Here is a 15932-nt window from a genome sequence, read left to right as displayed (position 1 = left end):
ATGATGGCTCGTTTCCGGCGCGCAGTTGCGGTCGCTGCCCTGCTGGGCCTCGCGTCGGGCGCGGCTTCGGCACAGGATAGCGCGCAGAACACTGCGCAGACGTGCAATGCTTGGGCCGCATCGCCCGCAGGCTGGGACGATATCGAGGCGGTCATCCGCAGGAACTACGCCTATCTCGACCGGGTCGAGGACGTCGATGCACTGTTCAAAGCAGCGCGGGCGAGCGCGCAGAGCGCAGCTTCGGTCGAAGAGTTGGGCACGATTGCAGAAACGCTCGGCTATGCCTTTCGCGACGGGCATTTCCATGCGCGGCCGACCGTCGGGCCCGAACGTGCGTGGATCCCTTCATCCTCCGATTTCTGGATTGTGCGCGACAAGGGGCGCTGGCTGGTATCCGATGTGAAACAGGGCAGTCGTGCGCGCGAAACAGGCGTTCGGCCCGGCTGGGAAATCCTCACTATGGACGGCATACCCATCGCAGAGCTCGCAGCCCAGGCATTGGCCGCTGTGACGACAACGCCGAGCGAAGCGCAGCTGGAATATGCCGCCAATGTGGTCCTCACCGGCAGGCTGGGTGCACGGCGCAGCTTCGTTTTCTCGACGATGGGCGGGCAGCGGAATATGGAATTGCCCCCGGCCCAACAATCCTTCGCGCCGCGTCCCGACGGGATGGTGCAGGTTTCCCAAAGGGACGGGGTCGTCCGGCTGCGGTTCAACAATTCGCTCGGCAATAATGATCTGATTACCCGTTTCGATCAGCTCATGCGTGACAATGCCGATGCCAAGGGTCTGATACTCGATCTGCGCGACACGCCGGGCGGCGGCAACACAACGGTAGCGCGCGCGATTCTGGGGCACTTTGTCGGCAAGCCTGTCCCGTACCAAATCCACCGCAACATGTTTGAAGAGATGAGCTTCGGCGTCAGGCGGCAATATGCCGAATATGTCTTCCCGCGGGGCAAGGTTTTTGACCGGCCAGTGGTGATCCTGGCCGGACGCTGGACCGGAAGTGTGGGCGAGGCGGTTGCCATGGCGTTTGAAACCGCAGTCGGCGCGCATACTGTCGGTACGCCACTGGCCGACCTGCTTGGCGACTTACGCACCAACCGGACGGGAAACGGATGCATCGCGATACGCTTCGCATGGGACAAATTGTACTCTGTTCAGGGCTTGCCCCGCGAAGAATGGACACCGGCCGATTTGCTGGCGTCAGGCGATACCGGCCCCGATGGAGGTGACCCCGCTTTGGCGCGCGCAATGCAGTACATTGCCGGCAACAGCACTGTCGCCGGCGACTGACGGACACCGAAGGGAGAGATCGATGGCGGCAAATTTCATGCGCATCCTGTTCGGCAAGCGGGCCGAGGCATTGCAGGAAGAAGATGGTTCGCGCGGCAGCTACGCCAAGATGATCGAGCGGCGCGAAGATGATGTGGATCGCCTGACCGCGCGCGAACTGACCTTCATGATGATGCGTGACAGTTTCTATATGGCGACCATTACCGACGACGACTGGCCTTATATCCAGCATCGCGGCGGACCGCGCGGCTTTCTGAAGCATATCGAGGGCAACAGGATCGGATTTTCCGATTACGGCGGGAACCGGCAATTTGTCAGCGCCGCCAATATCGACGATCGCCAGAGAATTGCGCTGTTCCTGATGGATTATCCGGAGAAACGCCGGCTCAAGATTGTCGGCACCGCGCACTGGCAGACAGCTGATCAGGGCGACCCTTTGTGGGATCATCTGGTGGACCCGGCCTACCCGGTCGAGAATCAGCGGTTTTTCCTGATCGATGTGCTGGGGTTTGACTGGAACTGCCCGCAGCATATCACGCCGCGTTACACGCAGGCTGAATTGAAGGCGTTGCAACAATGAACTGGTCGATCGAGATTCTGGGCGCCCTTGCGCTTGTTTCGCAGCCCGTTGCGGATGCCGAGCAATGCGAGCGCGAGCTGGTTGTGCTGGGGGCAGGGCAGGATGCCGGTGCGCCGCAGATCGGCACGGTATTATGGAGCACCGCACATGAGAGCGGGCCGCGGCTGACGCCCAGCGCACTCGGCCTGATCGATCGCGAGAATGGCCAGCGCTATCTGTTCGATGCGTCCCCCGCCATTACCGAGCAGTTGGCGATGCTGGACGAGATAGAGCCTGCAGGGCAAGGCCTTGGCATCGATGGCATCTTCCTGACCCACGCCCATATCGGCCACTATCTGGGCCTTGCCTATCTGGGGCGCGAGGCAGCCGGCGCGAGAGGTGTGCCGGTCTTCGCAATGCCCCGGATGGCGGCGTTCCTGCGCGAAAATGGTCCGTGGAGCCAGCTGGTCGAACTCGGCAATATCGCGATCACCGAAATGGCTGCCAGCCAATTCACTACCCTTAGTGACACGTTCGGGGTGATGCCTATCCTTGTGCCGCATCGTGACGAGTTTTCGGAGACGGTCGGTTTCTTCATCATGACGCCGGGCAAAACGGCGCTCTATCTTCCTGATCTCGACAGTTGGGACGAGTTTGAGGAGAAGGGCGGACAATCGCTGGAATCTCTTGTCGAAGGGTTCGATTACCTCTTCATCGATGCGACCTTCTATGACGATAACGAGCTGCCAGGGCGCGATATGTCGAAGATCCCGCATCCCAGAGTCAAGGCAACGATGGTACGGCTGGCCCGGCTTGCGCCGGACAATCGCGCCAAGGTGCATTTCATTCACTACAATCACACCAACCCGATCCGCGATCCGCAGTCCGATCAATCGAAACAGGTTGCTGCCCTCGGCTTCAATGTCGCCCGCGCGGGCGACAGCTTCTGCCTCGATTAGGTCTACGTCTGCCGTTCATCGAACCGCCCTTGCCCTTTGTAGAAGGCAGCCATGCGTGGGCGTGACATCCCTGTAACGGCTTCTCGCAGTTGGACTAACACCGCATCGCGATTAAGAGACTTTACGCCAATCCTCAGGGGGACTTCATGAAACTCATCCGTACCGCACTTCTGGCCACCGCCGCGCTGGCGCTGCCGGCCGCTCCGGCTTTGGCCGATCACCACGGCGACAAGCCAAATGCCCCGGCAGAAGAGACTGCCAAATCAGAGGGTGAGAAGCTGAAGGCGCTGTTCGCTGATTCCGACAAGCGCAGCCTCGAACTCAACCCCCTCAGCCGCCTGTTCCGCGGGGATGACAAGAACGCTGACCGGCTTGGTGATTTCCTGACCGATGCGTCATACTATGCCGACCTTCGTGATACGCAGCTCAATGTTGCGCTGCTGGCGCAGATCGATCGCAGCAAGCTCGATCCGACCGACCAGCTCGCCTACGATGTGTTCAAATATAACCAGGAACAATCGCTCAAAGGCAGCACTCCGGAAATCCGCGCGCTGACCGAAGTGCGTCCGGTAAACCACTTCAGCGGCTTCCACACATTCTATCCCAACTTCGCCAGCGGCAAGGGTGCCGCCCCGTTCAAGACGTTGGCCCATTACGAAGACAATCTGTCGCGCCATGATGACTATATCACCATCAACAAGCGCGCGATTGACAAATTCCGCGAGGGCATGGCCAGCGGCGTTGTCGAAACCAAGCTGACGATCGGCAATGTGATCAAGCAGTTCGATACGCAGCTGGCGATCCCGGTTGCGGATTCGCAGTTCATGGGTCCGGTGAAGCAATTCCCCGAGAGCTTCTCGGACGAGGACAAGGCGCGCCTGACCGCCGCTTACGAAGCGAAGACCAGGGAAATCTACGCGGCCCACCAAGCGATGCGCGATTTCCTGCGCGACGAATATCTTGCCGTGGCGCGCGAAGAAGTCGGCCTGAGCCAGATGAAGGGGGGCGAGGCGCTCTACCAGCAGCTGATCGAAGGCACGACCACGCTGCCGCTGACCGCCGACTACCTGCACAATCTTGGCTTGAGCGAAGTGGCCCGGATCAAGACCGGGCTGGAAGAGATCAAGGCAGAGGTCGGGTTCGAGGGTTCGCTCAACGAATTCTTCGACTTCGTCCGCACCGATCCACAGTTCAAGCCGGAAAGCCGCGAAGCGCTGACCCAGAGCTATTACGATATCGGCAAGCAGGTGGACGGGAAGATCGGCGACTATTTCTCGCTGCTTCCCAAGTCCGAACTGGAGATCAAGCCTTACGATCCGAGCATCGAGCAGTTCAGCGCGGGCGGTTCCTACCAGTCGGGCGCGCCGGACGGATCGCGCCCGGGCGTGTTCTTCTTCAACGCCTATGACCTGCCCAGCCGCCTGACGACGGGCAATGTCACGCTTTACTTGCATGAGGGGGCCCCTGGTCACCACTTCCAGATCAGCCTGGCGCAGGAAAACGAGGCGCTGCCGGCATTCATGCGGTTTGGCGGCACCACCGCCTTTATCGAAGGCTGGGCGCTTTATTCCGAAACGCTCGGGTTCGAGATGGGCTTCTATGAAGACCCGTGGAACCGCTATGGCACGCTGCAGGACGAGCAGCTGCGCGCGATGCGCCTGGTCGTCGATACCGGTCTGCATTCCAAGGGCTGGAGCCGCGAGCAAGCGATTGAATTCATGCTGGAGAATTCCGGTATGACCCGGACCGAAGTGGTGTCGGAAGTCGAGCGCTATATCGCGATCCCGAGCCAGGCGCTGGCCTACAAGGTCGGTGCCTTGAAGATCCAGGAGCTGCGCAAGAAGGCCGAAGATGAGCTGGGCGACAGCTTCGATATCAAGGGCTTCCACGCGCAGGTTCTGGGCACTGGCGGCCTGCCACTGCCAGTACTGGAAGCGAAGATCGATCGCTGGATTGCCAGCCTGAAATAGCTTCGGCCCCTGCGGCCTGCTGATCGAACAGGGCGGCGCTCCTCACCGGGGGCGTCGCCCTGTCCTCATTTTGATCCATGTCAATGCGTAACCGGTCATGCGATGGAACGGTGGGATCAAAGAGGAGAGGAGCGACAGCCATGAATGCGTCGGTACAAATTCGCCCGGAGGCTGCGGCTTCCCATGTCGATGTCCTGATCGTTGGGGCCGGGATTTCCGGTATCGGTTCGGCCTATCACCTGCAGGAGCAATCGCCCGAGCTCAGCTATGCGATCCTGGAGATGAAGGACACGTTCGGGGGTACGTGGGAAACCCACAAATATCCCGGCGTCCGTTCGGATTCCGACCTCTATACCTTCGGCTATCGCTTTAAACCGTGGGTCGGCCCGCCCATCGCCACCGCAGACGAGATCCTGACCTATATGGGCGAAGTGATCGACGATAACGGGATCGGTGAGCACATCCGCTATGGTCACCGCATCGTCTCCTGCTCCTTCGCGCGCGCAACCGATTTGTGGACTGTCGAGGCAGAGCGGCTGGAAGATGGCGCAATCCTTACCTTCACTTGCAACTTCCTGTGGATGTGCTCGGGCTATTACGATCACGAGAACCCCTACATTCCCGATTGGAAGGGGCTGAACGACTACACCGGGCATTTCGTACATGCCCAGCTGTGGGATCCGGCCACAGACTATGCCGGCAAACGCGTGCTCGTGATTGGATCCGGTGCGACTGCCGCTACCGTGATCCCCGAATTCGCCAAGACTGCCGCCCATGTCACCATGCTGCAACGCAGCCCGACCTATTTCTTCTGCCATCCCAACCAGAATGAACTGGCCGACCGCCTGCGCGAAGTGGGCGTGGACGAGCCGACGATCCATCGCGTCGTGCGCCAGCAAATCCTGTTCGACCAGGATGTGATGACCAAGCGCTGTCAGGAAGAGCCGGACGCGGTGTTCGAGGAATTGAAGGCGCTGATCCGCGAATATGCGGGCGAAGATTTCGAGTTCGAACCGCATTTCACGCCGAAATACCGGCCATGGCAGCAACGGCTCGCGTTCTGCCCTGATGGCGATGTCTTCCAGGCCGTGGGCGCAGGCAAAGCCAGTGTGGTGACCGATACAATCGATCACTTCACCGAGACCGGCGTGGTGACGTCATCGGGTGAGACGATCGAAGCCGATATCATCGTGGCGGCGACCGGCTTCCGGCTTTCCGTGATGGGCGACATTCCTTTCTCGGTAGATGGCGAGGCGATCGATTGGCATGACACGCTGACCTATCGCGGCATGATGTTCACCGGCGTGCCCAACATGGCGTGGGTCATGGGCTATTTCCGCGCCAGCTGGACCTTGCGGGTCGATATGCTGGGTGATTTTGTCTGCCGCCTGCTCAACCATATGCAGGATCGCGGCGCGACCCGGGTGGAAGTTGCCCCGAAAGCCGGGATCGATGCGATGGAGCCGGGCCCGTGGATCGATGCCGACAATTTCAATCCGGGCTATCTCAAGCGCGGGATGAACCAGTTGCCCAAGGCCGGCAAAGGTGATGATTGGAAACACACCCAGGATTACTGGCGCGAGAAGGACGACTTCCCGATGATCGACCTCGAAAGCGAAGACTTCTCCTATTTCACCGCCCGCGTGCGCGAATTGGTGGAGTCCGCATGATGATCGACACGACGCTCGATTCGACCGGTTGGTCGGCGCTGGTGTTGGGGGCTTTCACCGTGTTCGCTGCGATCGGAGCATTCCGCAATCCCGGCGTGTGGCAAAAGGTGGTGAAGGAGATCGAGAGCTCGCCTGCACTGCAGCTGATCAGCGGCATGCTGGAGCTGGTCGCCGGGACCACGGTTTACCTGCTCAACCCATGGATACCCGCCGACATACTGACCTGCGTCATGAAGACGCTGGGCGCGCTGATGGTTTTCGAAGCGCTCATGGTGATCGGGTTTTCAGATGTCTATTTCCATTTCTGGCTGCGCAATCTGTCGCATCTTCACCGGCCATGGGTGGCGGTGACATTCCTGTGCGGCCTCGCGCTGACTCTTGTCGCGTTCTGGCGGGCGGCGAGCTAGCCGCTATTCCACCTGCATGCGATACGTGATCGTAAAGCCGGGATGATTGGTACCATCCGAGGCGGCCAGTGTGCCCGTCGGCAGGACCCTGATGCCTGTTACGCTGCTGTCGAACCCTGACGGCGTATGGTCGTAAGGCGCAGTGCCACCCGCTGCGGTGGAATAGTCCACCATTGTCACCGCATCGAAGGGGTCCAGCCCGCTTACAGTCGTGCCTTCGGTAAACACGATCCCGAAGCCGGCATCGAAGGCCATATCCAGCGGAACGATATCGAGCATCGCCAGCGTGTCGGCATCGACCGGCGCGTCGCCTTCATTGCGCACAGAGATTGCATATTCGATGATCGCACCGGGAATGGCCTTGGGATCGCTGGCACTGATCCCGTCGGAAATTACGGTTGAGCTCTTGGTCAGGACAATACGCGCATTGGCACTATTGCGGGTGTTGGTGACGATGCAGGTCACGACATCGCCAATCTGCAAGACCATGTCGACCCGCCGGGTCCCCGTGCCAAGCGTGGTGGTCGAGCTGGTGTTGGCATTGGTGCATACGGTCGACATGGCATAGTCGCCCAGCACGGTGGAGCCTTCCGCGAACTCGATCACCCGGATCGTGTTGCCGGCCGTCACCGGCACGGGCCCGGTGCTATCGATGACAAAGCTCGACCCGGTCCCGGTGGTGGTGGTCTGGTTCAGATTGGTGTTGGTCGTCCGGTCCCTGATCCGCAACCGGAACTGGTCGGTGTCGAATATCCGGCCACCGGCGCCAAGCGCCTTGGTATAGGTCACATGCGGGAAGGGGGTGTTGGTGAAGGTGCAGCTCACTTCATCCCCGAATTGCAGCGATCCGAACGCATAATTGGTGGTGACCACATTGGTTGGTAGCGCGGTGGACGACGATGCGTTGCCGTTCACGCATGTCAGCAGCGACTGGTATTGCGACAAAGCGCTGACACTGCCCGGGGCCATTTGTTCGGTCAGTGTCAGGGGAATTCCCGATGCAGTCGAGAGGACAACCGCATCGAAGGGGCCAAGGCCGGTGCCTGTGGTGGTTCCACTCGCCAGCGCCGCACCTGAAGACGACGACTGGATTTCGAAGGTAAACTGGTCGGCTGCGGAAACCCGCGCGCCGCCAATCTGTTTCTCCAGCGTGATCGAGGCAAAGCGTACGGCAAACATCAGGCCCTGCAGGCCAGCTCCGTCCATCTCGGCCGTGACCGTGGTTGGCGTGTCCGTGCCGACGATGTAGGCGCCGACCCGTCCGGTCAGGCCGTCGCCGGTTTCGCGGAATGTCCCGGTGCCAACGCCGGTGAAACCCGGCATCTGGCTGCCGCTGATGGGCGGGACGGAATCGAGCAGCTCCCATGATCCGCCATTGGTGGTGTATTCGAGATATTCTGCATTGTCGGTCGATTCCCCGTCCGCCACCACGAAAGCGTAGCTCGTGATGGTCGAGACACCCGGCGGGGGCGTGACGGCGATGGACGAGAATGTGAATTCCACCGTCGAACCGCTATTGAGCATATACAGGATCGGCTCACCCGGGATGCCAAGGAATGCCGAATTGCCAACGGCCGCTCCGGACCAGCTGGGTGCGGGCCGGGCATCCGCGCCGGTGGCTGCTGTGCTGGTGGTGCGCAAATTGAAGGTAAGGGTCGAGCCGTCGCTGAGGGTGAAGGCGAAGTTCTGGCCACTGGCACTACGCGCCTGCACATCATTGTAATCGGTCAGATCGAGCCAGCAATAGGTCTGCCACGATGGCGGCGCCGTACCCGCGCTGGACGCAGCCGAACAGCCAGCAGCATGGGCCGGGCTGCTGGCCAGGACCATCGCCAGAAAAACTGACAGCAGGGCACAAATCCACCGCATGGCTGCGAAATCGGCTTCCTTTCCTCGAACTGGCCATCCCCGAACAGGCCAATACGTAATTCTACACCGTCGCCATGACAGGGAATGGTAACCATCCGGTAACCATGATCCTGATCCTGATCCTGAAATCCGATGCCGGCGCTGGACAGCGGCACGCGGGGGCGGCAGAGCTGTTCGCCATGAGCGATGAGATCATCTGGTGGGGCGGCACATTGCCGCGATTGGCCGACCTTGGTTCCGGGGGCGATGAATGTATGCCTGGCCATCTCGGCATCGAATTTGTCGAAGTCAGCAGCGATATGATCACTGCACGCATGCCGGTGGATGAGCGGACCAGGCAACCATATGGCAGGCTGCATGGCGGGGCATCGGTGGCATTGGCAGAAACGGTCGGATCGGTGGCGGCATCACTGACCGTCGATCGCGAGCGCTTCGCCACCGTCGGCATGGAGATCAACGCGAACCATGTGCGCCCGGCCTATGATGACTATGTCTATGCCACGGCGACACCGGTCAATCTGGGGCGTACGACCCAGATCTGGTCGATCCGGATCGTCAACGAGCTCGGCAAACTGGTGTGTATCTCGCGCCTGACAATGGCGGTGATCGCTATCGAACAGAAATAGGGATCAAGCCGGTTCGGTTGTTCTGGCGGGAACGGGCAGGGCATTGCCGCTGGCTGCCGCGCGTTTGGCCCCGGCTTCCAACTCCTTGGCCAGATCGCGCACATAGGGATCGAATTCGAGCTGGATCGTGTGCCTGCGCGACTTGTAGAATTGCCCGACGTTGAAATCTTCATCCTTGGTGATGATCGCGTGCATCTCCTCGGCTGGCGGCGGCGCATATTGCCCGGCCAGATAGGCACCTACCAGCTTGCTCTGCTGCTCGGCAAAATTAACCAGCGTCGGCAGGGGTTGGGCAAGGCCCATATAAAACAGGTCCGGGGTTTCCGGCTTCATGATCCGTTTGAACAGGGGTGGAGGTGTATTGTCGCTGTCGGCTGTAAGGGCCGGATCGTTGAAGAACGGGAAGCTTATGTCATAGCCGGTGGCCCAGATGATCACATCGATCGGCTCGCGGCTGCCATCGGTGAACACCACGCCATCCCCGTCCAGTCTTTCGATCGCTGGCTTCATGGTCAGATCGCCCGATCCTGCCCGCAGCAGGAATTCCCCTGATACGCTCGGATGGTTTTCGAACATGCCGTGGGTGGGTTCGGGCAGACCATAGTCGCCCATCGTGCCCAGCAGGCGCTTCATGATCCGCTCGCCGATCTTGTGGCGCATCCAGCGCGGCATCCAGGCGGGGGCCGGGTTCTTGTCACTCGGCTTGCCGCCGATATATTTCGGGAAAACCCATACTCCGCGCCGGGCAGAGACGAACAATTTGCTGGCCACAGTGCGATGGGCCAGTTCGGACGAGATATCCATCGAACTGTTGCCCATCCCCACCACCAGCACGCGCTTGCCCATGCAATCGACCGGTTCGGTTGGCGTCATATAGCTGTGGCTGTGGATCTGCTCGCCGGAAAAGGCGCCGGGATAGTCCGGGATCCGCGCGGCCCAATGGTGTCCATTGGCCACCACCAGCGCATCATAGAAACGGGTCTCGCCGTTGGAGAGCGTGATGTCCCACCCACCCTCTGCGCGGCGCTCGGCAGACTCTACCCTTGTGTTGAACTCGATATGCTGGCGCAGAGCGAAGGTATCGACATAGTCGTGGAAATAGTCGAGCAACTGGGCATGGCTTGGATAGTCCGGCCACTCCGCCGGGACGGGCAGGTCTTCGAAGGCGAGCCGCCATTTAGAGGTGTCGATATGCAGGCTTTGATAGCATGCCGACATGCCGTTGGGATTGTTGAAATACCAATTGCCGCCAATATCATCCGATGCTTCGATGATATCGAACGGGATACCATAATCCTTCAACCGCTTGGCCGTGGTGAACCCGGAACAGCCTGCGCCAATGATGCACACATGTGGCAGGGGTTGATCTGTCATCCGGTCAGCCTTTTGCCTGCCTTTGCCACATTGTGCTTCGCCCACAAAGCGGGGTCAGCAGGCGATGCGGCCAAGGGTTCTGCTCGGTCAGTGCGCGGCGGAGAGCCCTAGAAGCCGGCCTTGCTCTTACCGGTCAGTTTGCCGTCATTGAAAACGCCCATAATATGGGAATTGGCCCCTTGGCCTTCGCGCCACATATAGGTGCTCACACTGCCGGCAAATCCCTCTTCATCGCCCTGGAAACCGATGATGGCATTGACCTGCTCCACCGTCATTCCGCGCTTGATGCGCGAGAAGCCGTCGCGGGTGATGCCATAGCCGGTTGCCTGAACTGTGGCGCTGGAAGTGGCTGAAGGATTCTGCGGCAATCCGCCCAGTTGCGTCACCATGTCGGAATAGGCCTGCAGATAGGCCAGCACGATCACTTGCCCGATCTGGGTGTTTTCATAGCCGGACCCGCCGATCGCGGCCAATGTGCCGCCGAACAGGCCACCGCCGCCACCACGGAACGAGACGTCCGATTTGCGGGCATAGCCTTCGGTCACGCGCGAGATTTCGGTGGTCCGTGCATTGACCAGCGAAAGCGTGACATTGGCTTCCTTCTTGTTGACCTTCACCCGGCCAAGGACCCCGCCCAAGACACGGCTGCCCAGCGCGCCGGCCAGCGCGCCGCCAATGCCGCCGCCGCCCGAGCGATTGTTGCGACCGACCAGGTCGGGGATCATGTAATAGTCAGCAGCCTTCACCTGGCCGCGACCGAAATTGGACCCGCGCTGCAATTCGCCACTGTCGGCGAGATCCCGCTCGCCCCGTCGCATCCGCAACGCGCGGCCGCGATCGACGAGATTGAAACAGCCCGACTCGTTCACCAGAACTTTGATCAGGGCTTCGGGGTTGGGCAGATTGTAACGAACCCACCAGCGGCTCTGTGCCTCGTCAATGGCGAGCGTGCCGAGCGATTGCTGGCAGCGGGGAATTTCCTGCACACCCTGATCCTGGGCCTTGCGCCCGGATGATCGGCTCTGCGCATCGGCCGGGACGCTGGTGAATATAGCGGCCACGCAGGCCAGGCTCAGAAACGTCTTGGTAAACGGCATGGTGAAAAGTCTCCCCGAAATCTTCATCCAGACAATTACATATGCCTTGCGCCATAGCAACACAGGCTGGCCGATGGTTCCAGTTCTGACAGGCCAGTTCTCGATTACTAGGCTTATTCAAGCAGCCCCATCATACGCTCGTAGCTGGCGGCGAAGTCTTCCTTGAAACTCTGCACCACCGCGCCTGCGCTGCGCTGTTCTTTGACCAGCCCGACGCCCTGGCCCACGAAATAGGTCGCCAGTTCCTGTGCCGCACGGTTGCCGTTCACGCTGGCCTTGTCGATGGCGCGCAGGGTCGGTTCGGACAATAGCATCATCAGCGGCATGGGCAGGGCGGGGATCTCCGCCTCTTCCCATTTCTGGTGCCACTCGCTGCGCAGCTGGCGGCTGAATTTGCCGGTGCGGTGCTTGCTGCGAATGGTATCGCGACTGGACGCGGCGACCATTTTTTCGCGGAACACTTCGGTCGTCTCGGCCTCGGCTGTGGCCAGCCATACGCTGCCGCACCAGGCGCCTTCGGCACCCATGGCCATCATGCCCGCCATCTGTTTGCCATTCATGATGCCGCCTGCGGCCAGCACGGGAATATCCGCGCCTGCATCCTCGATCGCTTGCAGTACATCAGGGATCAACACAACGGTGGAGACGTCGCCGCAATGGCCGCCGCCTTCGCCGCCCTGCGCCACAATGATGTCCACCCCGGCGTCGATTTGCTTCATCGCGTGTTCTTTCGCGCCGACCAGTGCGGCCACCGGGATGCCGTGTTTCTTGCCCGCGGCGATCATTTCCGGCGGTGCCGTGCCCAACGCATTGGCAATCAGGCGGACCGGGTGGTTGAAGCTTACCTCCAGCAGCTCTTGCCCGAGCGAGGTATTGGGCCGCTGGGAGCCGCCATGCAGATCAGCCCCTTCTTCAGATACGCCTGCCTCTCGCAGAATGGCGCGGGTGAAATCGCGATATTGGGTCGGGATCTGGGCGATGATCTGGTCGGCGGTGATATCCATCTTGACCGCTTGCACTTCCGGGATCAGGACATCGACGCCATAGGGTTTGCCTTCGACATGATCGTCGATCCAGCTCAGTTCCTGCTTCAACTGTTCGGGTGTGGAGCTGACCGCACCAACCACTCCGAAGCCGCCTGCGCGGCTGACAGCGGCGACAACATCACGGCAGTGCGAAAAAGCGAAAAGCGGGAACTCGCATCCCACCATCTCGGTCATGCGGAAGGGCATTCTGGTCTCTCCTGGTCGAGCCGCGATGGGGATCTTGACGGCTACTTGGCTTCCACCTTGGCAAATGTCCCGTCGTTGGTCGATAAGGCTTTTGGGTTGGCCGCTTGGCACTGGTGCACACCGCACGGTTCTGAGCATCGGCTGCGCACAATAATTCGGGAGGGGAATCCAATGTCAAAGAGCAGCATGTCTACATTGAAGGCGGCACAGATTGCCGCGATCTTGCTGATTGCGACAGTCGTTACGCAGATACTCTATATGGCATTTCTGGGCGGCCCGCAGCCATCTGATCCGGCGCAAGGCACCACCCAGGCCGATGTGGTCGCCTATTTCACCGATCGCTGGGCCGAGGTCGCAACGATCTGGACTGTTGAAGTGTTGGCCTTTGCTGGCGTGGCCATGACGGCGCTGGTTGTCATGGCACGCGGCGGTGGCAGCCAGCTGGCGTGGGCGGCTATTGCACTGGCCGCTCTGGTCAATCTGATCCAGCTCGGCCTCGGCCTGGCCGTTTTCCGGCCGATTGCGCTCGCCGAGCAGCCGGTATTCGGGCTTTTCGGAACCGTGGTGGCCGGGGCGTTCTATTTCTACTTCCTTGCAAAAGCCCTGATCGGCGTTGCGGCGATTGCCTTGGGCACTGTGCTTTTCAAAAGCAGCACTGCCACTCCGGCCAAGATCGTTTCGGGTATTACCGCGCTGCTTGGCGTGATCGCACTCGGTGCGAATATTGCTGGCATCGCGCAAGGGATGGGCTGGGTCCTGATCGCGGGAGCCAGCGGAACGCTGGCAACGATGTTCGTCGCGATTGCCGGGGTGATGGCAGTGAAGCGTTCGGTTTCCGACTAGCTGGGTCGCCCGATATCGCTCCGCATTGACTCATATGACACAATAGGCATAATATATGCTTAGTGTCATATGGGGAGGGCGGCGTGTCGCTTCAATTTGCCATACTTGTCGCTCTGTCTGACGGGCCAATGTCGGGCTACGACATTGCAAAACAGTTCGACGAAAGCGTGGGGTTTTTCTGGCGTGCCAGGCACTCGCAAATCTATCGCGAACTTGGCAAGTTGAAGGGCAAGGGTTGGGCAACCAGCGAAGAGATCGAGCAGACAGGCAAGCCGAACCGCATCGTGTTCGAGATTGCCCCGGCTGGCCGTGAAGCGCTCCTCGAATGGTCGCGCCAGCCTAGTGAAGTCCAGGAATTGAAAGACGATTTTCTGGTTCAGTTATACGCGCTGGATCATGTCGATCTGGATGGTTTGCGAGCCAACATTCTTTCCCGGCAAGAGCGGCATCGGGATCATCTCGCGCAGTATCAGGCCAAATACCGTGTGCTCGAGGGCAGCACGGAACTGGTCGATGTCGGGCGTCGCCTTGCGCTGGAAGTGGCGGTGATCTGGGAGCGTGAGTGGTCTGAATGGTGCGGGCGTGCACTCGATCAACTTGCAGGAGCTACCGCCGCAACAGTGGGAAATGTCGTCGCCATCAATCAGAAAAATGGAGAGCGTTGATGCACGAGAAGTATCGAATATTGCTGGTGCTCAACGGCGCAGGTCTGATCGTATCAGCCATCCTGTCTGGGTGGTTCTACTTCTTCTTCCTGCTTGGCTCCTATGACCTCTGGCCGTTCTTCACGGATATTCCTGCCGACATTGGCGGCGACCGGCGCGCTTGGAACATGGCGCATATGGAAGGCATCACCAATGGCACCATGCTCATCGCAATTGGGGCTGCCGGGGCTCACATAATGTTGAGCGAACGCGCCCAAAAGGTGCTGTTCTGGGCGACGCTGGCTTTCGGGTGGTTGTTCACGTTGCCAGCGATCGCAAATGCTGTTTTCGGAACCCGTGGCCTGGAATATGGCGGCGGCCCTTTCCCCGGCGACGTGACGATCAACAACATCATTTTCATAACCGGATGGCCCGCCATGATTGGCGTTCACATCGCCATTCCCCTGCTGCTGTGGGGTGTGTGGCAGCGTTATCGATCCCTGGGAGACGGCGCGTGAACAATCCCGACATAATCGTGCGGCGTATCCCCTTCGCGTTTGACGAGGGCATCGACCCGGTGTGGCACCCAAAGCAGCGCGAATGGAGCCACATGATCAATGGGGCCTCTCTGACAATGCCCTATCTCGAACCATTTCTGATCAAGACAGTACGTGAAGCTCTGAGCCATGTAAGCGATCCACAATTGGAGGCCGACGTGCAGGCTTTCTGCGGGCAGGAGGGTGCGCATTACAATAACCACCGTCGATACAATGAAATCCTCAAGCGCAGCTATCCCGAGCTTGCCGAAGTCGAAGAAGAAATGGCCGCTGATTACGCCAAGTTCCAGAAACGCAGCCTACGCTGGAGGCTTGCCTATTCGGCCGGGTTCGAAACCATGACCATGGGCGTGACGGAATGGCTCATTGGCCACCGCACCAGCCTGTTTCACAGAGGCGATGCATCTGTCGCATCCCTTGTCCTCTGGCATATGGTGGAGGAGACTGAACACAAGAATGTCGCCTACGATCTCTATCAGCATCTTTATGGCGACTATTGGCCCAAGACCTGGGGTTTGATCGTCGGGTCCTTCCATGTCGGTTGGTGCAGCCGCAAAGGGTACAAGCGGATGTTGCAACGCGACGGACAATGGAGATCTTTGCGCAGCCGCTTACGACTTTACCGCATGATCGCACGGTTCTTTTTCCATGGGGCGCCAGCTATGCTGCGCTCGCTCGTGCCGTGGTACCATCCCTCCAAGGTGGAGGATCCGCAATGGGTAGAAGAATGGTCAGGCGCTTATGCCAGTCTGCCTGATGGGGTGATTCCGCTGCTCGATACAAGGGACGAAGATATTCCGGCGCGGTTCGCGACTTGAACTAACCG

Annotated in this window: 15 protein-coding genes; 11 read left to right on the top strand and 4 right to left on the bottom strand. The window is 59.9% G+C overall.

All coding sequences use genetic code 11. From position 1 onward, the window contains the following. The 6 genes from ABD653_RS06380 (at position 1) to ABD653_RS06355 (ending at position 6864) form a co-directional block, all read left to right on the top strand. On the top strand, positions 1-1299 hold the full coding sequence (locus tag ABD653_RS06380) for a S41 family peptidase (protein ID WP_344705313.1): 1299 nt from the start codon (positions 1-3) through the stop codon (positions 1297-1299). A 22-nt stretch (positions 1300-1321) separates the two neighbouring features. Further along, positions 1322-1879, top strand: coding sequence for a pyridoxamine 5'-phosphate oxidase family protein (locus tag ABD653_RS06375; RefSeq protein ID WP_160777912.1), 558 nt, complete (start codon positions 1322-1324; stop codon positions 1877-1879). Further along, positions 1876-2817 (top strand): MBL fold metallo-hydrolase, encoded by a 942-nt coding sequence (locus ABD653_RS06370; protein WP_199801062.1) that lies wholly within the window; start codon positions 1876-1878, stop codon positions 2815-2817. Before ABD653_RS06375 ends, ABD653_RS06370 begins: the two co-directional genes overlap by 4 nt. A 146-nt stretch (positions 2818-2963) precedes the next feature. Further along, positions 2964-4787, top strand: a complete 1824-nt coding sequence (locus ABD653_RS06365) for a DUF885 domain-containing protein (protein ID WP_160777911.1) — start codon at positions 2964-2966, stop codon at positions 4785-4787. A gap of 140 nt (positions 4788-4927) precedes the next feature. Beyond that, complete coding sequence (locus ABD653_RS06360; RefSeq protein ID WP_160777910.1) at positions 4928-6457, top strand: flavin-containing monooxygenase; 1530 nt, start codon at positions 4928-4930, stop codon at positions 6455-6457. Next, positions 6454-6864 carry a hypothetical protein gene (locus ABD653_RS06355; protein ID WP_160777909.1) on the top strand — a complete coding sequence of 137 codons (411 nt, stop codon included), beginning with the start codon at positions 6454-6456 and terminating at the stop codon, positions 6862-6864. Before ABD653_RS06360 ends, ABD653_RS06355 begins: the two co-directional genes overlap by 4 nt. A 3-nt stretch (positions 6865-6867) precedes the next feature. Here the strand turns inward: ABD653_RS06355 and ABD653_RS06350 are convergent, their stop codons facing one another. Beyond that, positions 6868-8733: a CshA/CshB family fibrillar adhesin-related protein gene (locus tag ABD653_RS06350; RefSeq protein WP_160777908.1), complete on the bottom strand. Its 1866-nt coding sequence runs from the start codon at positions 8731-8733 to the stop codon at positions 6868-6870. Between the two features lie 74 nt (positions 8734-8807). Between ABD653_RS06350 and ABD653_RS06345 the strand changes: the two genes are divergently transcribed. Next, the gene (locus tag ABD653_RS06345) at positions 8808-9359 is read left to right on the top strand and encodes a hotdog fold thioesterase (RefSeq protein ID WP_234032101.1); all 552 of its coding nucleotides are present in this window, start codon (positions 8808-8810) and stop codon (positions 9357-9359) included. Positions 9360-9362: 3 nt separating this feature from the next. Here ABD653_RS06345 and ABD653_RS06340 read toward each other — a convergent pair whose 3' ends face one another. The 3 genes from ABD653_RS06340 to ABD653_RS06330 form a co-directional block, all read right to left on the bottom strand. Further along, positions 9363-10733 (bottom strand): flavin-containing monooxygenase, encoded by a 1371-nt coding sequence (locus tag ABD653_RS06340; protein ID WP_160777907.1) that lies wholly within the window; start codon positions 10731-10733, stop codon positions 9363-9365. 107 nt (positions 10734-10840) lie between these two features. Continuing rightward, positions 10841-11830 (bottom strand): CsgG/HfaB family protein, encoded by a 990-nt coding sequence (locus ABD653_RS06335; protein ID WP_160777906.1) that lies wholly within the window; start codon positions 11828-11830, stop codon positions 10841-10843. A gap of 113 nt (positions 11831-11943) precedes the next feature. Further along, entirely contained in the window at positions 11944-13062 is a 1119-nt protein-coding gene (locus ABD653_RS06330; RefSeq protein ID WP_160777905.1) for an NAD(P)H-dependent flavin oxidoreductase, read from the bottom strand. 186 nt (positions 13063-13248) lie between these two features. On the opposite strand from ABD653_RS06330, the gene ABD653_RS06325 reads away from it, so the two are divergent. The 4 genes from ABD653_RS06325 to ABD653_RS06310 all read left to right on the top strand — a co-directional run bounded on the left by ABD653_RS06325 (position 13249) and on the right by ABD653_RS06310 (position 15924). Beyond that, entirely contained in the window at positions 13249-13905 is a 657-nt protein-coding gene (locus ABD653_RS06325; RefSeq protein ID WP_160777904.1) for a hypothetical protein, read from the top strand. 83 nt (positions 13906-13988) lie between these two features. Further along, on the top strand, positions 13989-14570 hold the full coding sequence (locus ABD653_RS06320; protein WP_160777903.1) for a PadR family transcriptional regulator: 582 nt from the start codon (positions 13989-13991) through the stop codon (positions 14568-14570). After that, positions 14570-15067: a styrene oxide isomerase gene (locus ABD653_RS06315; RefSeq protein WP_160777902.1), complete on the top strand. Its 498-nt coding sequence runs from the start codon at positions 14570-14572 to the stop codon at positions 15065-15067. The genes ABD653_RS06320 and ABD653_RS06315 overlap by 1 nt, the downstream gene beginning before the upstream one ends. Next, positions 15064-15924: a metal-dependent hydrolase gene (locus tag ABD653_RS06310; RefSeq protein WP_160777901.1), complete on the top strand. Its 861-nt coding sequence runs from the start codon at positions 15064-15066 to the stop codon at positions 15922-15924. The genes ABD653_RS06315 and ABD653_RS06310 overlap by 4 nt, the downstream gene beginning before the upstream one ends. The last annotated feature ends 8 nt before the right edge of the window (positions 15925-15932 follow it).

It is taken from the genome of Parerythrobacter jejuensis, from assembly GCF_039536765.1.
Taxonomy (GTDB): Bacteria; Pseudomonadota; Alphaproteobacteria; order Sphingomonadales; family Sphingomonadaceae; genus Parerythrobacter; species Parerythrobacter jejuensis.
Note: the sequence above shows the minus strand (reverse complement) of the source record. Positions and strands in the feature narration are given on the sequence as shown.

What these genes read in the sequence shown, in the direction of transcription:
- ABD653_RS06380 (WP_344705313.1), top strand. Translation starts at nt 1, where the DNA reads ATGATGGCTCGTTTCCGGCGCGCAGTTGCGGTCGCTGCCCTGCTGGGC.
- ABD653_RS06375 (WP_160777912.1), top strand. Translation starts at nt 1,322, where the DNA reads ATGGCGGCAAATTTCATGCGCATCCTGTTCGGCAAGCGGGCCGAGGCA.
- ABD653_RS06370 (WP_199801062.1), top strand. Translation starts at nt 1,876, where the DNA reads ATGAACTGGTCGATCGAGATTCTGGGCGCCCTTGCGCTTGTTTCGCAG.
- ABD653_RS06365 (WP_160777911.1), top strand. Translation starts at nt 2,964, where the DNA reads ATGAAACTCATCCGTACCGCACTTCTGGCCACCGCCGCGCTGGCGCTG.
- ABD653_RS06360 (WP_160777910.1), top strand. Translation starts at nt 4,928, where the DNA reads ATGAATGCGTCGGTACAAATTCGCCCGGAGGCTGCGGCTTCCCATGTC.
- ABD653_RS06355 (WP_160777909.1), top strand. Translation starts at nt 6,454, where the DNA reads ATGATGATCGACACGACGCTCGATTCGACCGGTTGGTCGGCGCTGGTG.
- ABD653_RS06350 (WP_160777908.1), bottom strand. Translation starts at nt 8,733, where the DNA reads ATGCGGTGGATTTGTGCCCTGCTGTCAGTTTTTCTGGCGATGGTCCTG.
- ABD653_RS06345 (WP_234032101.1), top strand. Translation starts at nt 8,808, where the DNA reads ATGACAGGGAATGGTAACCATCCGGTAACCATGATCCTGATCCTGATC.
- ABD653_RS06340 (WP_160777907.1), bottom strand. Translation starts at nt 10,733, where the DNA reads ATGACAGATCAACCCCTGCCACATGTGTGCATCATTGGCGCAGGCTGT.
- ABD653_RS06335 (WP_160777906.1), bottom strand. Translation starts at nt 11,830, where the DNA reads ATGCCGTTTACCAAGACGTTTCTGAGCCTGGCCTGCGTGGCCGCTATA.
- ABD653_RS06330 (WP_160777905.1), bottom strand. Translation starts at nt 13,062, where the DNA reads ATGCCCTTCCGCATGACCGAGATGGTGGGATGCGAGTTCCCGCTTTTC.
- ABD653_RS06325 (WP_160777904.1), top strand. Translation starts at nt 13,249, where the DNA reads ATGTCTACATTGAAGGCGGCACAGATTGCCGCGATCTTGCTGATTGCG.
- ABD653_RS06315 (WP_160777902.1), top strand. Translation starts at nt 14,570, where the DNA reads ATGCACGAGAAGTATCGAATATTGCTGGTGCTCAACGGCGCAGGTCTG.